Raw genomic sequence first — 26,965 nt, 5'->3', positions numbered from 1 at the left:
GTTGGGGGGCCGGGCGGCGTCTGGGCCTGGCAGGCAGAGACCAGCAGCGTGACACACAGGATGCGGACTCCGGCGAGGGCCCGGTCGCCGCACGAAGGTCGACTCGCTGCGCGTCGATCGGCATCGCACGGGGTGTCTGAACGGTGTGGCATGGCTCTGTCCTTTCGATGATCGACCGGCGATGCCCACCGGCGCCCGCGCGGCGCCACGGCAAGGCATCATTCAGCCCATGATCCCATTGTCCGTCCTCGATCTGGCGCCCATCGTCGAAGGCAGCGATGCCGCCGAATCGCTGCGCCACACACTCGATCTCGCGCAACATGCCGAGGCCTGGGGCTACCACCGCTACTGGCTCGCCGAGCATCACAACATGGACGGCGTGGCCTGCTCGGCCACCGCGGTGCTGATCGGCCACGTGGCCGGCGGCACCCGCCGCATCCGCGTCGGCTCGGGCGGCGTGATGCTGCCCAACCATGCGCCGCTGGTGGTGGCCGAGGCCTTCGGCACGCTGGCCACGCTGTACCCCGGCCGCATCGACCTGGGCCTGGGCCGCGCGCCGGGTACCGACCAGATGACCGCGCGCGCCCTGCGCCGACAGATGACGCCGGGCAACGAAGACAGCTTTCCGAACGACGTGCTCGAACTCCAGGCCTACCTCGCCGAGGCGCAACCCGGTCAGGCGGTGCGTGCGATCCCGGGCGCGGGCACCAAGGTGCCGATCTGGATCCTGGGGTCCAGCCTGTACGGTGCGCAGCTCGCGGCCTACCTGGGCATGCCCTACGCGTTCGCGTCGCACTTCGCGCCCGAGCAGCTGATGCAGGCGCTGGAGGTCTACCGCGCCACCTACCGCCCGTCGGCAGACTGGCCCAAGCCCCACGCCATGGTCGGCGTGAACGTCATCGTCGCCGACAACGACGACGCGGCCGCCCAGGCCTTCACCTCGCTGCAGCAGCGCTTCCTGGGCATGCAGCGCGGCGTGCGCGGGCCGCTGCCGAGGCCGGTGACGCCCGCCGAGATGGACGCGATGTGGAGCCCGCACGAGAAGGCCGCCGTGCAGCGCATGCTCACCGCCACCGCCGTGGGCTCGCCCGACACGGTGCACCGGCAGCTGGCCGACATCGTCCAGGCCACGCAGGCCGACGAACTGATCGTCGCCTGCGCCGTGCATTCCCACGCCGCGCGGCTGCGCTCCTACGAACTGCTGTCGCAGCTGGCCGGGGCGTCCTGAGGATCAGCCCACCCAACGCCGAGCGTTGCCGAACATGCGCATCCAAGGGCTGTGCGCCGAGGCATCGCCCGAGGTCCAGCTCATCTGGATGTTGCGGAACACCCGCTCGGGGTGCGGCATGAGTGCGGTGAAGCGGCCGTCGGCCGTGGTCACCGCCGTCAGGCCGCCGGGGCTGCCGTTGGGGTTGAGCGGGTAGGCCTCGGTGGCCTGGCCGTGGTGGTCGACGAAGCGCATCGCCCGGTGCACCGTGGCCGCATCGCCGCGCTGCGAGAAGTCGGCAAAGCCTTCGCCGTGGGCCACCGCGATCGGCAGGCGGCTGCCGGCCATGCCCTGGAAGAAGATCGACGGCGAGTCGAGCACCTCGACCAGGCTCAGACGCGCCTCGAAGCGCTCGCTGCGGTTGGTGACGAAGCGCGGCCAGGCCTGCGCCCCCGGGATGATCGGGGCCAGCGCCGCCATCATCTGGCAACCGTTGCACACGCCCAGTGCGAAGCTGCCCGGCCGGGCAAAGTAGGCCGAGAACTGCTCGGCCAGCGCCGGGTTGAACAGGATCGAGCGGGCCCAGCCTTCGCCGGCGCCCAGCGTGTCGCCGTAGCTGAAGCCCCCGCAGGCCACCAGGCCGGTGAACTGGTCGAGCCTGGTGCGCCCCGACTGCAGGTCGGTCATGTGCACGTCGAAGGTCTCGAAGCCGGCCTGGGCCAGCGCGTAGCTCATCTCGACGTGCGAGTTGACGCCTTGCTCGCGCAAGATCGCCACCCGCGGTCGGGCGGTGTGGACGAAGGGCGCGGCCACGTCGTCGACGGGGTCGAAGCTCAGGTGCACGTGCAGGCCGGGGTCGGCCTCGGCGCCCGCGGCGGCATGCTCGCTGTCGGCCCCGTCGGGGTTGTCGCGCAGGCGCGCGATGCGCCAGCTGACCTCGTCCCAGGCCTGCTGCAGATCGCGCAGCGGCGCGCTGAACTGCGGCTTCGCATCGCGCCACACCTCGACCAGCGCCTTGTCGTTGGTGCGGCCGACCACGTGGCTGTGGCGGCTGAGCCCATGCTGGCGCAGCACCGCCATCGTGGCGTCGCGGGCGCCGCGCGGCACCTGCAGCACCACGCCGAGTTCCTCGTTGAACAGCGCCTCGAGCATCAGCTGGTTGCGCCGCTCGCTCACCTGCGTGGCCCAGTTCTTGGTGTCGCCATATTCGGCGCGGCTGTCGGCGATGCCGTCGCCCTCGGTCACCAGCAGGTCGACGTTGAGGCTCACGCCCACATGCCCGGCGAAAGCCATCTCGCACACCGCGGCCCACAGACCGCCGTCGCTGCGGTCGTGGTAGGCCAGCAGGTGGCCGTCGGCGCGCAACTGCTGCAGCGCCGCGGCCAGCGCCTTCAGCTGTGCCGGCTCGTCCAGGTCGGGCACCACGTCGCCAAACTGGCCCAGCACCTGCGCCAGCATCGAGCCGGCCATGCGGTGCCGGCCCTGGCCCAGGTCGACCAGGATCAGGCTGGTATCGCCAGGCTGCAGTTGCGGCGTCAGCGTGCCGCGCACGTCGTCCAGGCTGGCAAAGGCGGTGACGATCAGGCTCACCGGCGCGGTAACCTGGCGGCTCTGCCCGCCCTCGGTCCACCGGGTGCGCATCGACAGGCTGTCCTTGCCCACCGGGATGCCGATGCCCAGCGCCGGGCACAGCTCGAGGCCGACCGCGCGCACGGTGTCGTACAGCGCGGCGTCCTCGCCGGGCTCGCCGCAGGCGGCCATCCAGTTGGCGCTGAGCTTGATGCGCGACAGCTCGATGGGCGCGGCCAGCAGGTTGGTCACGGCCTCGCCCACCGCCATGCGGCCCGAGGCCGGCGCATCCAGCGCGGCCAGCGGCGTGCGCTCGCCCATGGCCATCGCCTCGCCACGGAAGCCGCGGTGGTCGGCCAGCGTCACCGCGCAGTCGGCCACCGGCACCTGCCAGGGGCCAACCATCGGGTCGCGGTGGCTCAGGCCACCCACGGTGCGGTCGCCGATGGTCAGCAGGAAGCGCTTGCTGGCCACGGTGGGGTGGCGCAGCACGTCGAAGGCCACGGTGTCGAGTCGCACGCCGTTGAGATCGAGCGGCTTCTCGGTGCGCGCCACGCGCCTGACGTCGCGGTGCATCTTCGGCGGCTTGCCCAGCAGCACGTCCATCGGCATGTCGATCGGGCGGTCGCCGCCGGGGCCGTCCTCGAGGATCAGCTCACGCTCGTCGGTGGTCACGCCGACGATGGCGAAGGGGCAGCGCTCGCGGGCGCACATCTGCTCGAACAAGGGCAGCAGATCGGGGTTCACGGCCAGCACGTAGCGCTCCTGGCTCTCGTTGCACCAGGCCTCCTTCGGCGCCAGGCCGGTTTCCTCCAGCGGCACCTTGCGCAGGTCGAAGCGGGCGCCCTTGCCGGCCCCGTCCACCAGTTCGGGGAAGGCGTTGCTGATGCCGCCTGCACCCACGTCGTGGATGGCCAGCACCGGGTTGGCCCCGCCCAGCGCCCAGCAGTGGTTGATGACCTCCTGCGCGCGGCGTTGGATCTCGGGGTTGCCGCGCTGCACCGAGTCGAAGTCGAGCGCCGCGGTGTTGGTGCCGGCGGCCATCGAACTGGCCGCGCCGCCGCCCATGCCGATGCGCATGCCCGGCCCGCCCAACTGCACCAGCAGCGTGCCGGCGCCGAAGGGCAGCTTGTGGGTCTGGCCGGCGCTGATGGTGCCCATGCCGCCGGCGATCATGATCGGCTTGTGGTAGCCGCGGTGCACGCCCGCCACCGGTTGCTCGAAGACGCGGAAGTAGCCGCCCAGGTTGGGCCGGCCGAACTCGTTGTTGAATGCCGCGCCGCCGAGGGGCCCGTCGATCATGATCTGCAGCGGGCTGGCGATGTGGCCGGGCCGGCCGGCGGCCTGGGCCTCCCAGGGGGCGGCCAGGCCGGGCAGTTGCAGGCTGGACACCGAAAAGCCCGTGAGCCCCGCCTTGGGCCGCGCGCCGCGGCCGGTGGCGCCCTCGTCGCGGATCTCGCCGCCGGCGCCGGTGGCCGCGCCGGCAAACGGCGAGATGGCCGTGGGGTGGTTGTGCGTCTCCACCTTCATCAGCACGTGCGCCACCTCGGCGCGGGCGCCGTAGGCCGGCGCGTTGGTGAAGCCCTGGGGCAGCCAGCGCTCGATCGGGCCGCCCTCCATCACCGCCGAGTTGTCGCTGTAGGCCACGATGCTGTGCTGTGGCGAGGTCTTCTCGGTGTGGCGGATCATGCCGAACATCGACAGCGGCTGGCGCTCGCCGTCGATCGTGAAGTCGGCATTGAAGATCTTGTGGCGGCAATGCTCGCTGTTGGCCTGGGCGAACATCATCAGCTCGACGTCGCTGGGGTTGCGCCCGAGCCGGGTGAAGGCGTCCACCAGGTAGTCGATCTCGTCGTCCGACAGCGCGAGGCCGAACTCGGCGTCGGCGCGCCGCAGCGCGTCACGGCCCTGGCCCAGCACGTCGACATGCTCGAGCGGCGGCGCCTGCTGCGCATCGAAGAGGTGGCGCGCGGCCTCGCGCTCGGCCGCCACGCTCTCGGTCATGCGGTCGTGCAGCAGCGCCGCGCAGGCCTGCCATTCGTCGGCCGCCAGCGGCTTGCCGGCGCCGCCGAGCAGGCCGGTCTTGAGCTGCAGGCGGTACTCGGTGACGCGTTCGACGCGGTGCACCGCGGCGCCGCAGTTGCGGGCAATGTCGGTCGCCTTGCTGGCCCAGGGTGACACGGTGCCCAGCCGGGGCATCACCACCACCAGCGTGCCCTCGTCGCCGCCCGTGAAGGGCTCGCCATAGCGCAGCAGCCCGGCCAGCTTGTCGACGTCGGGGGCCTGGTCGGTCCACACCCAGTGCACATGGCGCGCGCTGAGGCCGACGATGCGCGGGCTCACCGCCTGCAGGGCCGGCAGCAGCGCGCGGGCACGGAAATCGGACAGCGCTCGGCCACCCTCGAAATGCATCAGATGTGGGGCGACAGGCGGCATGGGCGACACGTTCCGAGGGCAAACCAGGGATTTTAGGTTGAGGTGGGATAATTTCGCCCCATGCCGATCTCCCTCAAGACCGCCGCCGACATCGACGGCATGCGCATCGCCGGCCGCCTCACGTCCGAGGTGCTGGACATGCTGGCCGAGCACGTCAAGCCGGGCGTCACCACCGACCACCTGGACAAGCTCTGCCACGACCACATCGTGCACGTGCAGAAGGCCATCCCGGCGCCGCTGAACTATGCCCCGCCCGGCTACACGCCCTACCCCAAGTCGATCTGCACGTCGATCAACCACCAGGTCTGCCACGGCATCCCGAACGACCGGCCTTTGAAGAACGGCGACATCGTGAACATCGATGTCACCGTCATCAAGGACGGCTGGCACGGCGATTCCAGCCGGATGTTCGTGGTCGGCGAGGGCTCGATCGCCGCCAACCGGCTGTGCAACCTCACCTTCGAGGCCATGTGGAAGGGCATCGTCAAGGTGAAGCCGGGGGCCCGCCTCGGCGACATCGGCCACGCCATCCAGACCTTCGCCGAGACCCAGGGCTTCTCGATCGTGCGCGAGTTCTGCGGCCATGGCATCGGCCGCAAGTTCCACGAAGAGCCGCAGGTGCTGCACTACGGCCGGCCCGGCACGCTGGAAGAGTTGCAGCCGGGCATGATCTTCACCATCGAGCCGATGATCAATGCCGGCCGCCGCGAGATCCGCGAACTGGGCGATGGCTGGACCATCGTCACGAAGGACCGGTCGCTGTCGGCGCAGTGGGAGCACACGGTGCTCGTCACCGACACCGGCTACGAGGTGCTCACGGTGTCGGATGGCACGCCGAAGCCACCGGCCTTCGCCGGGGCATGAGCCGATGTTGGCGCAGACGCAGCCCGACGCCACCGCCGGCGGCAGTGTTGCAGCGCTGAGGGCACGCTTCCGCGACGGCAAGCGCGCGCTGATCGATCATTTCCTGCAGTCGCGCGCCTCGGCGCCGGCGGCCACGCGGCTGATCCGTGCGCTCACCCGGCATGTCGATGCCACGCTGGCCGAACTGTGGCGCAACGCCGGCATGCCGCCGGCTGCGGCGCTGGTGGCCGTGGGCGGCTATGGCCGCGGCGAGCTCTACCCGCACAGCGACGTCGACGTGCTGGTGCTGCTGCCCGACGGCGCCCCGAACGACGCGATGCGCGCCACGGTCGAGGGCTTCATCACGGCCTGCTGGGACATCGGCCTGGAACCGGGCTCGTCGGTGCGCACCGTGGACGAATGCGTGGCCGAGGCGCGGGCCGACGTCACCGTGCAGACTGCACTGCTCGAAGCGCGCTTCGTCTGCGGCACCAAGCGGCTGTTCGCCACCTTTCGCCGCGCCGCGGAAGACGCCATCGAACCCGCCGCCTTCCTGCGCGCCAAGACGCTGGAGATGCGGCAGCGCCACACCAAGTACGAGGACACGCCCTACTCCCTCGAGCCCAACTGCAAGGAAAGCCCGGGCGGCCTGCGCGACCTGCAGGTGGTGATCTGGGTGTCCCGCGCCGCGGGCCTGGGCCGCAGCTGGAGCGAACTGGCCGCCACCGGGCTGATCACGCCCTTCGAGGTGAAGCAGCTGCAGCGCAACGAGGGCACGCTGCAGCTCATCCGCGCCCGCCTGCATGCCGTGGCGGGCCGCCGCGAGGACCGCCTGGTGTTCGACCTGCAGACCGCGGTGGCCGAGAGCATCGGCTACACCTCGAGCCGCACCCAGCGTTCGTCCGAGGTGCTGATGCACCGCTACTACTGGGCGGCCAAGGCGGTGACGCAGCTCAACCAGATCCTGATGCTCAACATCGAGGAGCGCATCAACGCCAGCGAAACCGCGCCGATGCGTCCGATCAACGACCGCTTCCTCGACCGTGGCGGCATGCTCGAAGTGGCGCGCGACGATCTGTACACCCAGGACCCGCACGCCATCCTCGAGACCTTCGTGATCTTCGAGCAATCGCCGGGCATCCAGGGCTTTTCGGCGCGCACGCTGCGTGCCCTGTACAACGCCCGCAACCTGATGGACGCCGGCTTCCGCCGCGACCCGGTGAATCGCGCCACCTTCATGGACATCCTGCGCCAGCCGCAGGGCATCACGCACGCGATGCGGCTGCTCAACCAGACCTCGGTGCTGGGCCGCTACCTGTGGGTGTTCCGCCGCATCGTCGGGCGCATGCAGCACGACCTGTTCCACGTCTACACGGTCGACCAGCACATCCTGATGGTGCTGCGCAACGTGCGCCGCTTCTTCATCCCCGAGCATGCGCACGAATACCCGTTCTGCTCGCAACTGGCCAGCGGCTGGGACAAGCCCTGGGTGCTGTACGTGGCGGCACTGTTCCACGACGTGGCCAAGGGCCGCGGCGGCGACCATTCCGAGCTCGGTGCCCGCGAGGTGCGCCACTTCTGCCGCGACCATGGTATCGATCGCGACGACGCATCGCTGATCGAGTTCCTGGTGCGCCAGCACCTGACGATGAGCACCGTCGCGCAGAAGGAAGACCTGTCCGACGCCGACGTCGTGCGCGCCTTTGCCGACAAGGTGGGCACGCCGCGTCGCCTGACCGCGCTGTACCTGCTCACCGTGGCCGACATCCGCGGCACCAGCCCCAAGGTCTGGAATGCCTGGAAGGGCAAGCTGCTCGAAGACCTGTACCGCGTCACGCTGCGCGCGCTGGGCGGCGCCCAGCCCAACATGGTCGCCGACCTCGAGGCCCGCAAGCAGGAGGCGATCCAGATCCTTGCGCTGCACTCGGCGCTGCCCGGCACTGAGGGCCCGCTGTGGAAGACGCTCGAGGTGAGCTACTTCGCCCGCCACGACGCCACCGAGATCGCCTGGCACGCCCGCTCGCTGTGGCGCCACATCGAGACCTCCGAGCCGGTCGTGAGTGCCCGCCCATCGCCCGTCGGCGATGGCCTGCAAGTGCTGGTGTATTCGCCCGACCGGCCCGACCTGTTCGCCCGCATCTGCGGCTATTTCGACGGCGCAGGATTCTCCATCCAGGACGCCAAGATCCACACCAGCCGCAGCGGCTACGCGCTCGACACGTTCCAGGTGGTGCACCCCAGCTGCGAGGCCGGCGACAGCAGCGGCTACCGCGACCTGATCTCGCTGATCGAAACGCAGCTGGCGCTGGCGCTGGACAGCACCGGCCCGCTGCCCGAGCCCAGCCGCGGCCGCCTCTCGCGCCGGGTCAAGTCCTTCCCGGTCACGCCCCGCGTCTCGCTGCGCCCCGACGAGCGCGCGCAGCGCTGGCTGCTGTCGGTGAGCACCAGCGACCGCTCCGGCCTGCTCTACGCCATCGCCCGCGTGCTGGCCAGTCACCACGTCAACCTGCAACTGGCCAAGGTCACGACGCTGGGCGAGCGCGTGGAGGACACCTTCCTCGTCGATGGCCCCGCCCTGCAGCAGACCCGGGCGCAGTTGCAGATCGAAAGCGAACTGCTCGACGCGGCCGCGCCGCGCTGAACATCGACCATGGCCCTGCGCTCCACCGACGGCCCGGCCATCGCGCGCGAGCTCGACCAATACGACGCCATCATCGATGCGCGCTCGCCGGCCGAGTTCGCCGACGACCACCTGCCCGGCGCCATCAACTGGCCCGTGCTCGACGACGAGCAGCGCCGCATCGTCGGCACGCTGTATGTGCAGGACTCGCCGCTGGCCGCGCGCAAGGTGGGTGCCGCGATGGTGGGGCGCAACATCGCCGACCACCTCGACCGCTGGATCGCCGACAAGCCGCGCGAGTGGCAGCCGCTGGTGTACTGCTGGCGCGGTGGGCAACGCTCGGGCTCGCTGGCCTGGTTCCTCGATCAGATCGGCTTTCGCTGCACCCGGTTGGCGGGCGGCTACAAGGGCTTCCGCACGGTGGTGCGCGCCGACCTGGGCGAGTGGCCGGCCCGCTTCGACTTCTGCGTGCTGGCCGGGCGCACCGGCAGCGGCAAGACGCGCCTGCTGCAGGCGCTGGCCACCGCCGGCGCGCAGGTGCTCGACCTCGAGGCGCTGGCCAGCCACCGCGGCTCCATCCTCGGTGGCGTGCCTGGGCACCCGCAACCCACGCAGAAGCGCTTCGACACGCTGCTGTGGAGCGCGCTGCAGCGGCTGGACCCGGCGCGCCCGGTCTATGTCGAGAGCGAGAGCCGCAAGATCGGCCGGCTGCAGGTGCCCGAGGCACTGATCGAGCACATGCATGCGAAGGGCCGCGTGCTGCATGTGCAGATGCCCGACGAGGCGCGTGTGGCGCTGCTGCTGCAGGAGTACGGCTTCTTCGCGGACGAGCCCGAACGCTTCTGCGACCTGCTCGACGGGCTGGTGGTGCTGCGCGGCAAGGAGGCGGTCGGCCGCTGGCAGGCGCTGGCCCGGGCGGGCGACTGGGCCACCGTCTTCGGCCAACTGATGCGCGATCACTACGATCCGCTGTACCAGCGCTCGATGGACCGTCACTACAGCGGTTATGCCCAGGCGGGCGTGGTGCCGCTGGCCGATGGCGAGCCGGCCACGGTATTGGCCGCGGCCCGGGCGCTGATGGCATGACACCCCGGGGCCTGACCGGCCGGCCCCAACCGACCAGGCCCGACGCACCGACCGCGCCCGACGCACCTGGCTGGCCATCGAACCGGCCATCCAACCGGCCTCCCCATGGGCCCTGCAGGCGCTGCACCCCATAGGATAGCGGCCTTGCTCTTTGTCAAGCACACCGCCCACCTCAACGGGCAACATGGACGACTCATGCGCGAAAGCCCTGCCCTGATCGAATCACGCCGCTTCGGCGTGCGACACATCCCCATGCTGCGGCCCCTGGGCTGGCTCGCCCGCGGCTGGACCGATCTGATGCGCTGCCCGTTGCCGGGGCTGCTGCATGGCCTGGCGCTGGCGGCCTTTGGCGCCCTGCTGATCGCCGTGGCACACCAGCACTTCTGGCTGCTGGCCGGTGCCTTCACCGGCTTCCTGCTGGTGGCCCCCATCCTGGCCACCGGCCTGTACGCCGTGAGCCGCGCGCTGGAACGCCAGCAGCGCGCCGACCTGGCCGTGGCCCTGGCGGCCTGGAAGCCGCGGGATGGCCGGCTGGTCGTCTTCGGCCTGCTGCTGGCGCTGGCCGGCACCGGCTGGGTGCTGACCTCGGCTTCCCTGATCACCGGCTTCGCACCTGCGCCGGTGCGCGGTCCGATGGACTTCCTGCGCGTCGTGGTGCTGGCCGAGACCGGTCACCTGTTCGAGATCTGGCTGGCGCTGGGCGCATTCCTGGCCGCGCCGGTGTTCGCCAGCAGCGTGGTGGCCATCCCGCTGCTGCTCGACCGTCGAGTCAGCGTGCTGGCGGCCGTGCTGACGAGCTGGCGCGTGGTTCAGGCCCATCCGCTGCCGCTGGCGCTCTGGGCCGGCCTGTTGATGGTGCTCACCGTGTTGGGCATGGCCACCGCGCTGCTCGGCCTGGTGATCATCGCGCCCTGGCTGTCGCACGCCAGCTGGCATGCCTATCGCGACCTGGTGGACACCTCGGCGATGGCCGAACTGGACTGACGCATGTTCGGATTCACCGAAGAACAGGTGGCGTGGTTCGGGCTGACGTTCGGCGTCAGCGCGTTCATGCTCTACATGGTCTTCATCATCTTCCAGCTGGCGCGTGAATCCAAGGCTGGCAAGTTCGGCGCCTTCGTGCTGTTCCTTGCGCTGGGCTTCGGCCTCGTCGGCTTCGCCGCGAAGGGCCTGATCAAGTACTTCATCGGCGGCATCGTCGAATGAGCCCGGGGCCCGCGGCGCAGGCGCTGGAGCCGCAGCGCCACAGCCTGTTCGACGATGTGCAGGGGCTGGCCACCGGCACCTTGTTCGTGGCCTTCGGACTGATGTTGTTCCGCCAGGCGGGTCTGCTGACGGGCGGCACGGCCGGGATTGCGCTCGTGCTGCACTACGCGATGGGCCTGCCGTTCGGCGCGCTGTTCTTCGCGATCAACCTGCCGTTCTACTGGCTGGCCTGGCGCCGCATGGGCGCGCGCTTCACGCTCAAGACCTTTGCCGCGGTGTCACTGCTGGCACTGCTGTCCGAATGGATGCCGCGCTGGATCGGCCTGAGCCACATCGAGCCACTGTTCGCCGCGCTGGGAGGCGGTCTGCTCCTTGGGGCCGGCTTCATCATCCTGTTCCGGCACCGCGCCAGTCTGGGCGGCCTGAACGTGCTGGTGCTGTGGCTGCAGGACCGCTTCGGCTGGCGCGCCGGCTGGATGCAGATGGGCATCGATGTGACCATCCTGCTGGCCTCGGTGCCCTGGCTGGACGTGCGCCACCTGGCCTTGTCGATCGCCGGCGCCCTGGCCATGAACTTCGCACTGGCCGTGAACCACAAGCCGGGTCGCTACACCGCATTCTGAGCGACCAAGGACACGCGATCGCCAGTGCGCGGCCATGAAAAAAGCCGCAACCCTTGCGGGCTGCGGCTTCTTGTCGAACCGTGCGCTTTACAGCGGGCGGATGTTCGAGGCTTGCAGGCCCTTCGGGCCTTGCTTCACTTCGAATTCGACCTTCTGGTTTTCGGCCAGGCTGCGGAAACCGCCGTTGTTGCGGATTTCGCTGAAGTGGGCGAAGAGGTCCTTGGCGCCGTCATCGGGGGTGATGAAGCCGAAGCCCTTGCCATCGTTGAACCATTTGACGGTGCCAGTTTGGGTGGTGCTCATATTGAGAGTCCCTGTCGAAAAAAGTAATGAACCCGCACGCGGCACCATGCCGCAGGCGGACAGAGACACTCAAGAAACGTCGAACCGGGAGTTCAAACCAGGCCGGCCTTCGGGCGCAAGGCGCTCTCTGGCGGATCGGGAGTAAGACCTTGTGGAAACGGCCTCGTGCATGTCTGTGATGCGAATGTAGCAGCATTCGCGTCTTCGCGTGGCGCAAAGATGCTGGCCGTGCGTGGGGAGATCTCCTCATTCGCACCGCGGCCGCTGCGCCATGGGCCCCTCGGCCCCTCTGCAGCAGGCCGTTGCCGCGGCGGCAGGATCGATTAGAGGCGGGCGCCGAACCTAAGCGCCCTTCGCCTCACGCCTGCGCGGCGGCCCCGTCGATAAGATGGCTTTCGAGCCCGGACGCCATGCATGCGGCGGGCAGCCATCGTTGGAGACTGGCATGTTCGACTATGTGGTGATCGGCGGCGGATCGGCGGGTTGCGTGCTCGCTGCCCGACTGAGCGAGGACACCGCCGTGCGCGTGGCCCTGATCGAGGCCGGCGGCCGCGACGACAGCGTGCTGATCCACTGCCCCGCCGGTCTGGCATTGATGGCCAAGGCCGGCGCCGCGATGAACTGGCGATTCCAGACCGAACCGCAGCCGGGCCTGAACGGGCGCCGCGGCTACCAGCCCCGCGGGCGGGTGCTGGGCGGATCGAGCTCGATCAACGCGATGATCTACGTGCGCGGCCAACGCAGCGACTACGATGGCTGGGCCGCGGCCGGCAACCCGGGCTGGTCATTCGACGAGGTGCTGCCCTACTTCAAGCGCTCCGAGCACAACGAGCGCGGCGCAGATGCACTGCATGGTGTGGGTGGGCCCTTGAACGTGATGGACCTGCGCAGCCCCAACCGCTTCGCCTCGGTGTTCGTCGACGCCGCGGTGCAGGCCGGCCTGCCGAGGAACGCCGACTTCAATGGCCCCGACCAGGAAGGCGCCGGCCTCTACCAGGTCACCCACCGCAACGGCGAGCGCTGCAGTGCTGCCAAGGCCTACCTGACGCCCGCACTGGCGCGACCGAACCTGCAGGTCATCACCGACGCGCAAGCCACCCGCGTGCTGTTGGAAGGCCGCCGCGCGGTCGGCGTCGAATACCGCCAGGGCGGCGAACTGCGCCAGGTGCGCGCCCGCCGCGAAGTGCTGCTCAGCGCCGGCGCGCTGCAATCACCACAGTTGCTGATGCTCAGCGGCATCGGGCCGGGCGCCCACCTGAAGCAGCACGGCATTGCCATCGTCCACGATCTGCCCGGCGTCGGCCAGCACCTGCACGACCACGTCGACGTGGTGCAGGTGGTGGATGCCCCGCACTTGAAAGACCTGTTCGGCCTGTCGCTGGCGGGCGCGTGGCGGGCGCTCCACGGCATCGCCGAATGGCGACGCAGCCGCAGCGGCATGCTGACGACCAACTTCGCCGAGGCCGGGGCCTTCCTGCGCAGCAGCGCCGACGAGCCGGTGCCCGACCTGCAGTTGCACTTCGTCATCGGCAAGTTGGTGGACCATGGCCGCAAGACGGTGTTCGGCCACGGCTACTCGTGCCACGTGTGCCTGTTGCACCCGCGCAGCCGCGGCAGCCTGCAACTGGCCAGTGCCGATCCGATGGCTGCGCCGCGCATCGACCCCAACTTCCTCGGCGCTCCCGAGGACCTCGAGCGCATGGTCGTCGGCGTCAAGAAGATGCGCCAGGTGCTTGGCCAGCCGGCCTTGGACGGCCTGCGTGGTCGCGAATTCAGCGCCTCGGCCCAGGCCAGGAGCGACGCCGAGATCGCCCAGTTCATCCGTCAGTACGCCGACACGATCTACCACCCGGTGGGGTCGTGCCGCATGGGGCCTGGCCCCGACGACGTGGTGGATGCCGAGTTGCGCGTGCACGGGGTGCAGGGGCTGCGCGTGGTCGACGCCTCGATCATGCCGCGCATCGTGGGCGGCAACACCAACGCGCCGGTGATCATGATCGGCGAGAAGGCGGCCGACCTGGTCCGCACCGCCGCACGCGCGGCGTGACAACGCGCACTTCTCGCCCGGCACGCTCGGCCGTCCTCTGCTATGATCCGGGTTAACGCTGAACTGCCGGTGTGCCGGTAGCTCAGCGTTTTCGTTCATCCCCTCTGACCCTCGTCGAGCCGGGCCTTGCCACAGTGCAGGGCACCCACCGCGTTTCGGCACCTGGTTGGCGGCGATGCCGTCGCTCCAGACGTTCGGGCCCGTCGGCGCCTTCCTCGCGCGCTGTCATCCGCTCCCTATGGCGACTCCACCTGCGGTGGCCGCGTTCCGTGGCGCCGCGGTTGTGTCTTGTCGTGCCCCCATGCGGGCCGCGAGGCGCAGCGCGTTCGAGTGAAAGACTTTCATGAGCTTCGATACCCACGCCGACCAGATGCCGGCGCAATCCCCCGAGCAGATCCCTGCCGGCTCGTCCTTCGACAGCCTGGGCCTGGCGCCCGAGATCGTGCGCGCCATCACGCACACCGGCTACCCCAGCCCCACCGACGTGCAGGCCCGCGCCGTGCCGCTGGCCCTCACCGGCCAGGACCTGCTGGTCTCGTCGCAGACCGGCAGCGGCAAGACCGCCGCCTTCGTGTGGCCCGCGCTGCAACGCATCATCGATGCCCGCAACGACCCCGAGAAGCGCCGCGCCAAGGGCCAGGTCGCCGGCCCCCGCGTGCTGGTGCTGGCCCCGACGCGTGAACTGGCGATGCAGGTCTCGCGCGCCTTCACGGTGTACGGCCATGGCGTCGCCGGCCTGCGGGTGGCGCACGTCGTCGGCGGCGTGCCGTACCACGCCCAGCTCAAGGCCCTGCGCGGCCCGCTCGACGTGCTGATCGCCACCCCCGGCCGCCTGCTCGACCTGATGGGCTCGGGCGCCGCCATCGTGGCGCAGGCCGAGATGCTGGTGCTCGACGAAGCCGACCGCATGCTCGACATGGGCTTCATCGACGACATCACCCTCATCGCCAAGGCCCTGCCCGAGAAGCGCCAGACGCTGATGTTCTCGGCCACCTTCGCCGGCAATGTCGGCCAGCTGGCCAAGCAGTTGACGCGTGACCCGCAACGGGTCAGCGTCGACGCCCACACCGACACCCACGCCTCGATCGAGCAGCGCCTGCACTGGGCCGACAGCCAGCACCACAAGCATGCGATGCTCGAGCAATTGCTGACCGACCGCGGCGTCGACCAGGCGCTGGTCTTCACCAGCACCCAGCGCGATGCCGACGACCTGGCCTGGAAGCTGGGCGAGATCGGCCACTCGGTCGCGGCGCTGCATGGCGGCATGCCGCAAGGCCGACGCAATCGCGTGCTGCAGGGCCTGCGCCAAGGCCAGTTGCGCGTCCTGGTGGCCACCGACGTGGCCGCGCGCGGCATCGACGTGCCCACCATCTCGCACGTCATCAACTACGGCCTGCCGATGAAGGCCGAGGACTACGTGCACCGCATCGGCCGCACCGGCCGCGCCGGTCGCACCGGCCTGGCCATCACGCTGGCCGAGCGCCGCGACGTCGGCATGATCCGCCGCATCGAGCGATTCACCACGCAGCCGATCGCCATCGCGGTGGTGGCCGGCTTCGAGCCGAAGATGCCCACGCCGACCGAAAGCCGCCCGGCCTTCGGCCGCGGCAAGCCGAGCTTCGGTGGCCGTGGCGGCCACGGCCCGCAGGGTGGCTTCAAGGGCGGCTACCAGGGTGATCGCAATGGCGGTGATCGCCATGGTGGCGAGCGCCAGTTCGGCGAGCGCAGCTTCAACGACCGCCCGGTGGGTGACCGCCCGCACGGCGACCGTGCCCCCGGCGGCTTCGGCGGTGGCCAGGGCGCCTTCCGCGACGACAGCCGTTCGGCCGGTGCGCCGTACGAGCGCGGCCATGGCGGCGGTGCCCCCCGGCCCGCGCGCGCATTCGCCGGCAAGCCGGCGTTCGGCCCGCGCCGCACGCCGCGCTGACCTGCGCGTAGCGCACCGCGGGCCGATGACACGGCCTGCGGCGGTGCCCGGTGACCGCCTCGGTCACACCGGCACCCACTGAAGCACCCGAAGGCGGACTCGATGTCCGCCTTCGCCGTTTCCGGGACCCGGCCGCGGCATCGACGGCGCCCGGTCGACGCCCTGTCGGCTCCCGCAGAATGCGGTCCATGGCCCGCCTCGACGATGCACTGGCTGCGTTGCATCAGCATGCCCGCCCCGATCAACTGCCGGCGATGGCCCGCTTCGGCATGGCCGGCGACAACCGCCTGGGGGTGTCGGTGCCAGAACTGCGTCGCCTGGGCCGGCGGTTCGGCCCCGACCACGCGTTGGCCGGCGCGTTGTGGGACACCGGCGTGCCGGATGCGCAAATCCTGGCCTCGATGGTGGCCGAACCCGCGCGTTTCGCCGTGCGCCAGATGGACGCCTGGGCACGCACCGCGCGCAGTTGGGACGTGTGCGACCAGGCCTGCAACAACGCCTACCGGCGGTCGCCACTGGCCTGGGGACGGGTCGACGCGTGGGCCGACCGCCGCGACGAGTTCGTGCGCCGCGCCGCCTTCGCGCTGCTGGCCTGCCTGGCGGTGCACGACAAGTCGACCGACGACGCCCGCTTCGTCGCGGCACTGGCACTTGTCGAGGCGGCCAGCGACGATGGGCGCAACCTCGTCCGCAAGGCGGTCAACTGGGCGCTGCGCGGAATCGGCAAACGCAATGCCGCCCTCAACGCCGAAGCGTTGGCAGCGGCCGGGCGCATCGCGGCACGCGGCACGCCGTCGGCCCGGTGGATCGCGGCCGACGCGCGCCGCGAACTGCTCGGCGGCGCCGTGCAGGTCCGCCTGGCGCGTCCACCGCAGCGCTGAACCCGACCTCTTGCCGCGCCGCCGGCCGCCGTCGCGCTATCCTTGCGGCCCTTCCACGGTGCAGCCCCGCCCTGCCCCGCCCCAATGGCCGGCCTCCACATCACCGACATCGAGTCCGCCATCAACTGGTGGCGCACTCGATCACCGTCCATCGACGGCATCACCGCCTGCGCCGAGGTGCTGGCGCTGGCCGAGGTGTACGCGCTGATGGTGTACTACCGTGAACCGCTGGCCGACGAGGACACACTGCCCGCCGCCGCCCGGGCGGCCTGGCTGGCCTGGTATGCGCACACCCCCGACGCCCCCTGCATCGCGATCTGCTCCACCGCCCAGGGCGATGCGCTGTGCAAGGGCTGTGGCCGCACCGAAGACGAGGTGCAGCACTGGCCGCGCATGAGCCCCGGCGAAAAGCGGCTGGTGTGGCGCCGCATCACGCTGGAGGCCACGGCCTGGCGCTTCAACCGCTATGCCGAACGCGCCCGTCAGGCCAGCGGCGAAGACCACCCCCCGCCGGACAGCCTGGGGCCCGGACCCATGAGCCGCCGATGAGCGCCGGCAGCCTCTCGCACAGCGTGCGCCGCATCGTGCCGCTGGCCTGGCCGGTGTTCGTCGGGCAGATCGCAGTGTTGGCCTTCGCCACCGTCGACACGATGCTGGTGGCGCGCCATTCGGCCACCGACCTGGCGGCGCTGGCCGTCGGCTCGGCGGCCTACATCACCGTGTTCATCGGCTTGATGGGCATCGTGCTGGCCATCGGGCCGATCGTCGGCCGCCTGCACGGTGCGCACCGCCATGCCGAGGCTGGCGAGCAGTTCCACCAGGGCCTGTGGCTGGCGCTGGGGCTGACGCTCGTCGGCAGCGGCCTGCTGGCGTTCCCGGCGCCGTTCCTGTCGCTGTCGAGGGCCAGCCCGGAGGTCGCCGACAAGGTGAGCGGCTACCTGCTGGCCCTGGCCTTTTCGCTGCCGGGCTCGCTGCTGTTCACGGTGTTCCGCGCCTTCAACACCGCGGTGTCGCGGCCCAAGGCGGTGATGGTGATCCAGGTGGCCGCGCTGGCACTGAAGGTGCCGTTGTCTTTCGCGCTGGTCGGCGGCGTGCCGCTGCTGGGCATCCCGGCGCTCGGGGTGGTGGGCTGTGGCATCGCCACGCTGGTGGCGATGTGGGCACAGGTGCTGGCCGGCGGCGTGCTGCTGTGGCGCGACCCGTTCTATGCCCGCTTCGAACTGGGCCTGCCACGCCTGCGGCCCCTGCACCTGGGCTCGCTGAAGGCCCTGCTGGGCCTGGGCCTGCCGATCGGTGCCTCGGTGCTGGTCGAGGTGACGGGCTTTGCCTTCATGGCGATCTTCATCGCCCGCCTGGGCGAGACGCCCGTGGCCGGCCATCAGCTGGCGGCCAACCTGGTGTCGCTGCTGTTCATGATGCCGCTGGGCCTGTCCAATGCCACCAGCACGCTGGTGGCCCAGCGCATCGGTGCGGGCGACCTGGCCGATGCGCGCCGGCTGTGCTGGCACGGCTGGCAGTTCACCGTGGGGCTGGCCACGGCCCTGGGAGCCGCGGTGTACCTGGCGCGCGAGCCGGTGCTGCGGCTGTACACCGACAACCCGGCGGTCATCGGCGCGGCCATGCCGCTGCTGGCCTGGGTGGCGCTGTTCCATGCCGCCGATGCGGCGCAGACGCTGTCGGCCTTCGTGCTGCGGGCCTGGCACATCGCAACCGTGCCACTGGTCATCTACGCGGTGGCGCTGTGGGGCGTCGGGCTGGGTGGTGGCTACGCGATGGCCTTCGGCGGCTTCGAGGCCGTGCCACTGGCCTGGCGTGGCGCGGTCGGGTTCTGGACCGCCTCCACCGTCGGCCTGGTCTGCGCGGCCGCCGGACTGACGCTGTTCCTGGCCTGGGTGCTGCGGCAACAGGCAAACGAATCGGCTGCCGAGGCGCGCTGACCGCGGTTCAGCGCACGCGATCGCCGGGCAGCGACACAACGAAGCAGGTGCCACCGCCGGCGCGCGGCTGGCACTGCACCTGCCCACCGTGGCGCTCGACAATCTGGCGCACCAGGCTCAGACCCAGGCCCACGCCGCCCTCGCGCTCGGCATGGCCGGGCAGGCGGAAGAAAGGCTCGAAGATGCGCTCGCGGTGGGCCTCGGGCACGCCCGGCCCGCGGTCGCACACACGCCAGCCGGCGCGGCCGTCGGCCTCTCGCGCCACGGTGATCTCCACGTCCTTCTGGCCGTAGCGGCGGGCGTTCTCGAGCAGGTTGCGCATCGCGCGGCGCAGCAGGCGTTCGCTGCCCTGCACCACCAGGGCGACGCCACCAGCCTCGGCACCCACACGGGCAGCCTCCTCGGCGGCCAGCACCAGCAGGTCGACCGGCTCGTCCGTGTCGAGCGCCTGCGCGGCATCGAGCCGGCTGGCCAGCAGCACCTCTTCGACCAGGGCATCGAGTTCGCCGACGTTGGTCTCGATCTCGTGGCGCAGGCTGTCGCGCTGGGCGCCGGTGGCGTCGGGGTACATCGACACGGCCATCTTCAACCGCGCCAGCGGCGAGCGAAGTTCGTGGCTGGCATTGGCCAGCAGGCTCTGGTGCGAGCGCACCAGCGTCTCGATGCGGTCGGCAGCGCGGTTGAAGGTGGAGGCCACGGCGGCCACCTCGTCGCGGCCCGACGCGTCGACCCGGTGCCCGAGCGCGCCACCACCGAAGACCTCGACGCCCTTCTTCAGCGCCTCGAGCCGGCTGGTCAGCCGCCGCACCACCGGGTAGGCGCCGGCCGCCACCGCCACGAAGACCAACAGCATCAGCAGCACCGGGCCGACGGCCGAGGGCAGGCCGAAGCCCAGCATCGGCATCATGGGCGCCGGCATCACGCCCGGCGGGCCACCCCCGTCGCGCGGCGGCGCACCACCGACCATGCCGGGCCCACGCCGCGGCACGCGACGTGCAATCCAGAGGGTGCGGCCGTCATCGAGCTTGACCGACATCGCCGGCGGGCCACCATCGCTTTCGCGCCGAAGGAAACTGTCCGAAGCCACCACACGCTGCCCCTGCCGGTCGTCCAGGGCCAGCGGCACACGCAGCCTCACCGACCAGTCGCGCAGCGCATCGGCCTGCTCGTCCGCGGGCGCATCGGCCGAGGGCATCGAGCGCTGCACCAGTTCGGCCCAGGCGGCGATGCGTTCGCCGGCGGAGACCTCGAAGCGTGCGCGCTCCTGGTCGAGGTGCTGTTGCCACAGCCAACCCGACGCCAGCGCGAAGGCCGCCAGCGCCAGCACCACGGTCAACCAAATGCGCAGGTAGAGCGAACGCACTCAGTGCCCGTGCAGTGCGCCCGCAGGCCGGGCGGGTGAGTCGACTCGGGGACGCCCCTTCGTTGACTCGAGCGCTGCCCCGCGTGACGGCCGGCAGTGCACGGTGGCAAGGCCGCCGCTGGTCACTCGGCGTCCTGCTTTCGGGCAAAGACGTAGCCGGAACCGCGCACCGTGAGCACCCGCTGCGGGTTCTTGGGGTCATCCTCGATGCAGGCGCGGATGCGCGAGACGTGCACGTCGATGCTGCGGTCGAAGGCCTCCATCGGATGGCCCTTGAGCGTGTCCATGATCTGGTCTCGGGTGAGCACCCGACCAGCGCTCTGCGCCAGCACCACCAGCAACTCGAACTGGTGGCTGGTGAGGTCGCAGACCTTGCCGTCGATTCGGGCCTGGCGAGCCGCGAGGTCGATCTCGAGGCGGCCGAACTGCAGCACGTCGTCGGCCAACGGCGACGGGTGGGCGCGCCGAAGCAAGGCCTTGACTCGGGCCAGCAGTTCGCGCGGCTCGAAGGGTTTGGGCAGGTAGTCGTCGGCCCCCAGTTCGAGCCCCACCACCCTGTCGAGCGGCTCGCCGCGCGCCGTGAGCATCAGCAGCGGCAGGCGGCGCAGGCGGTGGTCGGAGCGCAGTTCGCGCGTCAGGTCGAGCCCGTCGCCATCGGGCAGCATCAGGTCGAGCAGCAAGGCGTCGTAGCTGCCCACTCTCAGGCTGTCCCGGCCGGCTGCCAGCGTGCCGGCCGTGTCGACGTCGTAGCCATTGGCACGCAGGTAGTCACCGATCATGGCCACCAGCCGGGCGTCGTCGTCGATCAACAGCAGTCGAGCGCTCATGTCATCCGTGTGTCGTTGAGATCTGCCCTGCGGCCGACGCCGCAGGGACCAGCGCCACCCGGGCCGTCAGCCCTTCGGTTGCAGCGCTTCACGCTCGCGCTGGTGGCGTTCCATCATTTCACCACGGGCCTTCATGCGCTCGGCCAGCTTCGCCCGTTGGTCGGGGGTGAGCACCCCGCCCGCGTCGAGCATGGCTTGTGCCATGCGCTTGCTCGTCGCATCGTGCGCCACCGACATGCGTTGCCGCGCGGCCTCAACCGCTGCCGGATCGACCTGCGGCGCCAGCATCAACTGCATCATCTGCTGGCGGGCATCGCGGCCGACCTCGCGCTGGCGCTGCACCTCGTCGCGGGCGGCGGCCATGATGTCGCGCACCTTGGCGCGCTGCTCTGCGCTGGCACCCGCGCCCGACAGCATGCGTTCGAGGTGCCGGCCAGGGCCGGCCATGCCCATCATGCCGGGCTCGCGCATGCCCGGGCCACCATGCATTCCGGGACCGCCGTGCATGCCAGGGCCGCCGTGCATGCCAGGCTGCGCCTGGACCGCGGTCACCGCGCCCAGCAACACTGCGCAGGCCACGGCGGTGCGGCGAAGGGAAATCCAGGTGTGGGCGTAGGGTGTCTTGGTCATGATGTCCTCGGAAGGGAAACAGGGTAAGGAGGATTCTGGGCAGCCCCCGTATCGGGGCTGGGTCACCGCGGTAAAGATCCGTAAACAGCCAAGGGGGCACGCCGACGGCCCCGTGCGGCAGCACCCTGATTTGCGCGAACACCCCGGTCATTTGCCGCGCGGACGGCGACAAGGGCAACATCCAGGATCGCAACTGCCGTATGATTGTCGGTTTTCCGCGCGCGCGGGAATCCGAACAGACCGTTCGGCCAACCTCGAGCGCCGCGGGCCAGGCTGTGAGGTCCGGTGGGGCCATCCGGACGTTCGAAGCCAGCCGCGGTCGGCCCGGTCGCGAGGCCCGTGTCCTCCGACTCCAACGCAGCCTCGGCTGCCGAGATGGCGGCCTTTTCTTCCGGGCTTCAGCCCCCATGTGCCAGCGTGGGATTCCGACGGTGAATCCTGACGTTCAGTCTCTTGTCTTCTTCACCCGACAGCCCCGCTGTCACCCAGCCTTGCGGACCGTCCCGACCAGGCCAGCACCACCCTTCAGGATCCGCATGACCACCAAGAAGCCTGTTCGTCGAACCACTGAGTCCGTTGCCGAGGTGGCCATCGCTCCCCAGGCGGTGGTGCCACCCAAGAAGGCCGCGCGGGCGTCCGCCAAGGCGCCGGCTGCGGCGGCCAACGTGAAGCCGTCGACCAGCGCTGCGAAGGCCCCCAGCACCAAGGTCCCTGACGCCAAGGCGTCCGCCAAGCGCGGCGCAGCGGCCACGCGCGCAAAGCCGGTGGTCGCGCTGCCGGACGCCGAACCCGAACTGATCGGTGACGACGACCTGCTGGGCGACGACATCGACGCCATCGCCGCCGACGTGGTGGACATCCCCGAGGCCGACGTCCCCGAGGCCAAGGTCAAGCCGCTGCGGGTGAAGGTGCCCAAGTCCAAGGCCCGCGCGCTGATCCGCGAGTTCGGCCTCGACGTCACCCTGCTCACCGAGGCAGAGATCGAAAAGCGCCGGCGCGAGTTGACCGCGCTGGTCAAGATGGGCAAGACCCGCGGCTTCCTGACGCAGCAGGAGATCAACGACCACCTGCCCGAGAAACTCGTCGACGCCGAGGTGATCGAGGCGATCATCAAGATGCTCAACGACATGGGCATCGCGGTGTACGAGCAGGCCCCCGACACCGCCACGCTGCTGGTGGCCGGCGGCACGGGTACGGCTGCGAGCGATGAAGAAGCCGAGGAGGCCGCCGAGGCCGCGCTGTCCACGGTCGATTCCGAGTTCGGCCGCACCACCGATCCGGTGCGCATGTACATGCGCGAGATGGGCTCGTTCGACCTGCTCACCCGCGAGGGCGAGATCGAGATCGCCAAGCGCATCGAAGGCGGCCGCCAGGCCATGATGCTGGCGGTGTCGGCGCTGCCGTCCATCGTGGCCGAGGTGCTGTCCGACGCCGACAAGGTGGCCAAGGGCACCATCCAGATCTCCGATCTGGTCGACGGCTTCGTCGTGGCCGGTGAAGCGGACGACTACGTGGCCGAGGAAGACGTCGACTCGTTCGACGACTCCGAGGACGACGACGACGGCAGTGGCGGCAGCAAGGCCATGACCCGCCGCCTGGACGAGATGCAGACCGCAGCGCTCGAGCGCTTCGCGGCCATGCGCCAGAGTTTCGACAAGCTGCGCCACGCGCACGAAAAGACCGGCCACGGCTCGCCCGCCTACCGCAAGGCCCAGCAGGCGCTGAGCGAGCAGATGATGACGCTGCGCTTCACGGTCAAGACCAGCGACCGGCTGTGCGACATGCTGCGCGCGCAGGTCGAGCACGTGCGCCGCTGCGAGCGCGAGATCCGCAAGATCGTCGTCGACAAGTGCGGTATGCCGCAGCAGCGCTTCATCGAGCAGTTCCCGCCGAACCTGCTGAACCTGGCCTGGGTCGAGGGCGAAGTGGCCGCCGGCAAGCCCTACAGCGCGGTCCTCGGCCGCAATGTGCCGGCGATCCAGGAATGGCAGACCAAGCTCATCGGCCTGCAGACCGCTGCGGTGATCCCGCTCGACGAGCTCAAGGCCATCCACAAGCGCATGAACGAGGGCGACCGCGTGTCGCTCGACGCCAAGCGCGAGATGATCGAGGCCAATCTCCGGCTGGTGATCTCCATCGCCAAGAAGTACACCAACCGCGGCCTGCAGTTCCTCGACCTCATCCAGGAAGGCAACGTCGGCCTGATGAAGGCGGTGGAGAAGTTCGAATACCGCCGCGGCTTCAAGTTCTCGACCTACGCCACGTGGTGGATCCGCCAGGCCATCACGCGGTCGATCGCCGACCAGGCCCGCACCATCCGGGTGCCGGTGCACATGATCGAGTCGATCAACAAGATCAACCGCGTCAGCCGAGCCCACCTGCAGGAGTTCGGCCACGAGCCCGATGCGGCCACCATCGCGCAGAAGCTCGAACTGACCGAAGAGAAGGTCCGCCAGATCATGAAGATCGCGCGCGAGCCGGTGTCGCTGGAAGTGCCGGTGGGCGAAGACGGCGACACCACGCTGGGCGACTTCATCGAAGACCAGCACAACGTGGCACCGATGGACGCGGCGATGCAGTCCAACCTGCGCGCGGTGGTCGGCGAACTGCTCGATGGCCTGACGCCTCGCGAAGCCAAGGTGCTGCGCATGCGCTTCGGCATCGACATGAGCAGCGACCACACGCTCGAGGAAGTGGGCAACCAGTTCGACGTGACCCGTGAACGCATCCGCCAGATCGAGGCCAAGGCGATGCGCAAGCTCAAGCACCCGAGCCGTGCGGACAAGATCCGCATGTACGCCGAATCGCTGTAGTCCCGGGCGCGATCGCCAGGCCGCGCGCGCGGCCGTTGTTCCAACCGATGTTCGAGGCGCTGCACTCGATCGAACACCGACCGACATGACCGACGCCGAGAACGACGACACGACGAGGGGGCAGGCGCCCCCTCCGGTGGACCTGTACGCCATCCTCTATGTCTCGACGGCCGCACGCCTGCTGTCCCTGGCAGAGTTGAGGCACCTGCAGGCGCGCGCCCAGGCGCGCAACCACGACGAGCAGGTGACCGGCCTGCTGCTGTACGCCGGCGGCGCCTTCATGCAGTACATCGAAGGGACGGCGGCCGGACTGTCCACGGTGTATGGGGTCATCAAGTCCGATCCGCTGCACTACGGCGTGATCGACCTGCTCCGCCAGCCGATCGGCCAGCGCCAGTTCGGCCACTGGGCCATGGCCATGCGCGTGGTGGACGAGTGCGGCCAGTCCCAGACCAGCGGGCAGGATGCGCTGGTCATGGACAGCCTGGCCCGCATGGAGCAGCCGGGCTTCGGCGCGCGCGACCTGCTGACGAACTTCTGGCAACGCGGCCGGCATTCGGTGGCGGCAGCCCTGTTCGATCTGTCTGCCGATCGCGCCAGGCGGCTCGCGCCGACCCATGTTCGGCGGGGTCACCAAGCGTGGGCCTGATCGGCCTGGCCGCCTGCGACCAAGTCCCCTGCGACGGGTCAGGTTCGGCCCGTCGACCGTTGCAGGCGATGGATGCAACGGGTACAAGCAAGGGCTGGCGAGTCGCCCACGGTCTGGCGGTCATGCACACAGGTTCCAGCCGATCGATTTGCGCCCAACTGCACCGCCGGAAGTTGCGTTCGCTTAGGATCCTTGCCGCATGAACCCGCTTCCCGCGATCCTGATGGTGGACGACAACCCCACCAACCTGTACCTGCTGAAGGCCATGCTCGACCACACCGGGGTCGAGTTGGTGCGTGCTGGCTCGGGCGCCGAGGCGCTGCGGCAGACGCTGCAGCGCGACTTCGCACTGATCCTGATGGACGTGCAGATGCCCGGCATGGACGGCTTCGAGACCGCCAGGCTCATCCGCCAGCGCGAGCGCTCGAGCCGCACGCCGATCATCTTCGTCACCGCCCACTCGCCCGACGGTGCCATGCTGCTCAAAGGTTATCAGGCCGGTGCGGTCGACTACCTCTTCAAGCCCATCGACACCACGGTGCTGCGTTCCAAGGTCGAGGTCTTCGTCGCGCTGTTCCGCAACGCCGAGCTGCGCGCCGAGGCGGCGGCCATGGAGGCCGCCAACCGGCAGCTCGAGCAAGATCTTCTGACCCAGGCCGAACTGGCCGAGCAGCTGGCCCATCTGACCCAGCACGACCTGCTCACCGGCCTGCCCAACCGCCTGGCGATGGAGCACCGCGTTGCCGACGCCGTGGCCGCCGCCCAGCACCGCGGCCGCAGCACGGCGGTGGCGATGGTGCACCTCGAAGGCTTCCGCAACGTCGTCGACACCCTGGGCCACATGGTTGGCGATGCCCTGCTGCGCGAGGCAGCGGCCCGGCTGCGCCGCGTGTCGCGCGACAACGAGCTGATTGCGCGACTGGACGGCGACGAATTCATCCTGGTGCTGCCCGACCTGGTCGACGCGGCCGATGCCGTGGGCGCGGTCGGCGAGGCCATCGGTGCGCTGTCGGAACCCTTCGCCGTGGCGGGCCACGAGGTGGTGGTGTCGCCGCGTGTGGGCATTGCCGCCTCGCCGCACGACGGCAAGGACCCGGCCAGCCTGATCAAGGCGGCCACGATGGCCCTGGCGCAGGTGAAGAGCGACGGCGTCAGTGGCCACCGCTTCTGCACCGCCGACCTGGCGGCCCGCAGCCAGCGTCGCTTCGCGCTCGAGCACGGCCTGCGCCATGCCCTGGAGCGCGACGAGTTCGTGCTGCACTATCAGCCGCGCGTGGTGCTGCCGAACTGCGGCCTGTGCGGCTTCGAGGCCCTGCTGCGCTGGTGCAGCCCCCAACTGGGGCTGGTCGGCCCGACCGAATTCATCCCGCTGGCCGAGGACACCGGCCTGATCGTGCCCATCGGCGAATGGGTGTTGCAGCGTGCCTGCCATCAGGCGAAGCAGTGGCTCGAGGCCGGTCTGGAATGCAAGACCATGGCGGTCAATGTGTCGCCACGGCAGCTCAAGAGCGACGCCATCGTCACGGCGGTGCAGGACGCGCTGGACCGCAGCGGGCTCGATCCGCAGCGGCTGGAGCTCGAGATCACCGAGTCGTCCGCCGTGCTCGAAGACGAGGACTGCATCGAGCGCATGCGCCGGCTCAAGGCCATCGGCGTGAGCATCTCGATCGACGACTTCGGCACCGGGTACTCGAGCCTGAGCTTCCTGAAGACGTTCCAGTTCGACCGCATCAAGGTCGACCAGTCGTTCATGCGCGACATCGGCAGCGACCCCACCAACCGCGCCATTGCAGCGGCGGTGCTGACCCTGTCGCACGACCTGGGCATCCAGGTGCTGGCCGAGGGCGTCGAAACCGAGGAGCAGGTGACCTTCCTGCGCGAGCACGCCGTCGACGCCGGCCCGGGCGGCTGCGAGATCCAGGGCTTCCTGTTCAGCCACCCGCTGCCGGCCGACGAGTGCACCTCGATGCTCGGCGAGCGGCCTGGTCTGACCTGACT

Annotated in this window: 20 protein-coding genes; 15 read left to right on the top strand and 5 right to left on the bottom strand. The window is 70.1% G+C overall.

From position 1 onward, the window contains the following. Positions 1-229: 229 nt before the first annotated feature. Positions 230-1,228, top strand: a complete 999-nt coding sequence (locus EOINJALH_RS21565) for an LLM class flavin-dependent oxidoreductase (RefSeq protein ID WP_088284132.1) — start codon at positions 230-232, stop codon at positions 1,226-1,228. Positions 1,229-1,231: 3 nt separating this feature from the next. On the opposite strand, the gene purL is transcribed toward EOINJALH_RS21565, so the two are convergent. Next, on the bottom strand, positions 1,232-5,212 hold the full coding sequence (purL, locus tag EOINJALH_RS21560; RefSeq protein ID WP_088283959.1) for a phosphoribosylformylglycinamidine synthase: 3,981 nt from the start codon (positions 5,210-5,212) through the stop codon (positions 1,232-1,234). Positions 5,213-5,272: 60 nt separating this feature from the next. On the opposite strand from purL, the gene map reads away from it, so the two are divergent. The 6 genes from map to EOINJALH_RS21530 all read left to right on the top strand — a co-directional run bounded on the left by map (position 5,273) and on the right by EOINJALH_RS21530 (position 11,590). Next, on the top strand, positions 5,273-6,076 hold the full coding sequence (map, locus tag EOINJALH_RS21555; RefSeq protein ID WP_088283957.1) for a type I methionyl aminopeptidase: 804 nt from the start codon (positions 5,273-5,275) through the stop codon (positions 6,074-6,076). A 4-nt stretch (positions 6,077-6,080) separates the two neighbouring features. Next, positions 6,081-8,696: a [protein-PII] uridylyltransferase gene (locus tag EOINJALH_RS21550; RefSeq protein WP_088283955.1), complete on the top strand. Its 2,616-nt coding sequence runs from the start codon at positions 6,081-6,083 to the stop codon at positions 8,694-8,696. Positions 8,697-8,705: 9 nt separating this feature from the next. Next, entirely contained in the window at positions 8,706-9,761 is a 1,056-nt protein-coding gene (gene mnmH, locus EOINJALH_RS21545; protein ID WP_088283953.1) for a tRNA 2-selenouridine(34) synthase MnmH, read from the top strand. Between the two features lie 195 nt (positions 9,762-9,956). After that, on the top strand, positions 9,957-10,745 hold the full coding sequence (locus EOINJALH_RS21540; RefSeq protein WP_088283951.1) for a DUF2189 domain-containing protein: 789 nt from the start codon (positions 9,957-9,959) through the stop codon (positions 10,743-10,745). A 3-nt stretch (positions 10,746-10,748) separates the two neighbouring features. Next, positions 10,749-10,967, top strand: a complete 219-nt coding sequence (locus EOINJALH_RS21535; RefSeq protein WP_088283949.1) for a DUF2788 domain-containing protein — start codon at positions 10,749-10,751, stop codon at positions 10,965-10,967. Next, entirely contained in the window at positions 10,964-11,590 is a 627-nt protein-coding gene (locus tag EOINJALH_RS21530) for a YitT family protein (protein WP_088283947.1), read from the top strand. Before EOINJALH_RS21535 ends, EOINJALH_RS21530 begins: the two co-directional genes overlap by 4 nt. Before the next feature lie 87 nt (positions 11,591-11,677). On the opposite strand, the gene EOINJALH_RS21525 is transcribed toward EOINJALH_RS21530, so the two are convergent. Continuing rightward, complete coding sequence (locus EOINJALH_RS21525; protein ID WP_088283945.1) at positions 11,678-11,893, bottom strand: cold-shock protein; 216 nt, start codon at positions 11,891-11,893, stop codon at positions 11,678-11,680. Positions 11,894-12,338: 445 nt separating this feature from the next. Between EOINJALH_RS21525 and EOINJALH_RS21520 the strand changes: the two genes are divergently transcribed. The 5 genes from EOINJALH_RS21520 (at position 12,339) to EOINJALH_RS21500 (ending at position 18,685) form a co-directional block, all read left to right on the top strand. Then, a complete protein-coding gene (locus EOINJALH_RS21520) occupies positions 12,339-13,940 on the top strand; it encodes a GMC family oxidoreductase (RefSeq protein ID WP_088283943.1) in 1,602 nt (533 codons plus the stop codon). A 343-nt stretch (positions 13,941-14,283) separates the two neighbouring features. Continuing rightward, positions 14,284-15,867, top strand: coding sequence for a DEAD/DEAH box helicase (locus EOINJALH_RS21515; RefSeq protein WP_234413973.1), 1,584 nt, complete (start codon positions 14,284-14,286; stop codon positions 15,865-15,867). A gap of 188 nt (positions 15,868-16,055) precedes the next feature. Then, the gene (locus EOINJALH_RS21510) at positions 16,056-16,748 is read left to right on the top strand and encodes a DNA alkylation repair protein (RefSeq protein WP_158219846.1); all 693 of its coding nucleotides are present in this window, start codon (positions 16,056-16,058) and stop codon (positions 16,746-16,748) included. 84 nt (positions 16,749-16,832) lie between these two features. Further along, complete coding sequence (locus EOINJALH_RS21505) at positions 16,833-17,297, top strand: DUF3717 domain-containing protein (protein WP_088283939.1); 465 nt, start codon at positions 16,833-16,835, stop codon at positions 17,295-17,297. Next, positions 17,294-18,685 (top strand): MATE family efflux transporter, encoded by a 1,392-nt coding sequence (locus EOINJALH_RS21500; protein WP_088283937.1) that lies wholly within the window; start codon positions 17,294-17,296, stop codon positions 18,683-18,685. The genes EOINJALH_RS21505 and EOINJALH_RS21500 overlap by 4 nt, the downstream gene beginning before the upstream one ends. A 7-nt stretch (positions 18,686-18,692) precedes the next feature. Here EOINJALH_RS21500 and EOINJALH_RS21495 read toward each other — a convergent pair whose 3' ends face one another. The 3 genes from EOINJALH_RS21495 to EOINJALH_RS21485 all read right to left on the bottom strand — a co-directional run bounded on the left by EOINJALH_RS21495 (position 18,693) and on the right by EOINJALH_RS21485 (position 21,571). Further along, the gene (locus EOINJALH_RS21495) at positions 18,693-20,048 is read right to left on the bottom strand and encodes a HAMP domain-containing sensor histidine kinase (protein ID WP_088283935.1); all 1,356 of its coding nucleotides are present in this window, start codon (positions 20,046-20,048) and stop codon (positions 18,693-18,695) included. A 122-nt stretch (positions 20,049-20,170) separates the two neighbouring features. After that, entirely contained in the window at positions 20,171-20,875 is a 705-nt protein-coding gene (locus tag EOINJALH_RS21490; RefSeq protein WP_088283933.1) for a response regulator, read from the bottom strand. A 66-nt stretch (positions 20,876-20,941) separates the two neighbouring features. After that, complete coding sequence (locus EOINJALH_RS21485; RefSeq protein ID WP_144290121.1) at positions 20,942-21,571, bottom strand: Spy/CpxP family protein refolding chaperone; 630 nt, start codon at positions 21,569-21,571, stop codon at positions 20,942-20,944. Positions 21,572-22,041: 470 nt separating this feature from the next. On the opposite strand from EOINJALH_RS21485, the gene rpoD reads away from it, so the two are divergent. The 3 genes from rpoD (at position 22,042) to EOINJALH_RS21470 (ending at position 26,963) form a co-directional block, all read left to right on the top strand. Beyond that, positions 22,042-24,318 (top strand): RNA polymerase sigma factor RpoD, encoded by a 2,277-nt coding sequence (gene rpoD, locus EOINJALH_RS21480; RefSeq protein ID WP_088283929.1) that lies wholly within the window; start codon positions 22,042-22,044, stop codon positions 24,316-24,318. 85 nt (positions 24,319-24,403) lie between these two features. Then, complete coding sequence (locus EOINJALH_RS21475; protein ID WP_088283927.1) at positions 24,404-24,967, top strand: BLUF domain-containing protein; 564 nt, start codon at positions 24,404-24,406, stop codon at positions 24,965-24,967. A gap of 199 nt (positions 24,968-25,166) precedes the next feature. Further along, positions 25,167-26,963 carry a bifunctional diguanylate cyclase/phosphodiesterase gene (locus EOINJALH_RS21470; protein WP_088283925.1) on the top strand — a complete coding sequence of 599 codons (1,797 nt, stop codon included), beginning with the start codon at positions 25,167-25,169 and terminating at the stop codon, positions 26,961-26,963. Positions 26,964-26,965 lie beyond the last annotated feature (2 nt).

Origin of the sequence: Ideonella sp. A 288, assembly GCF_002198735.1 — a bacterium.
Classification (GTDB): Bacteria; Pseudomonadota; Gammaproteobacteria; order Burkholderiales; family Burkholderiaceae_C; genus Pseudaquabacterium.
This window is presented reverse-complemented; position numbering and strand designations above follow the sequence as displayed.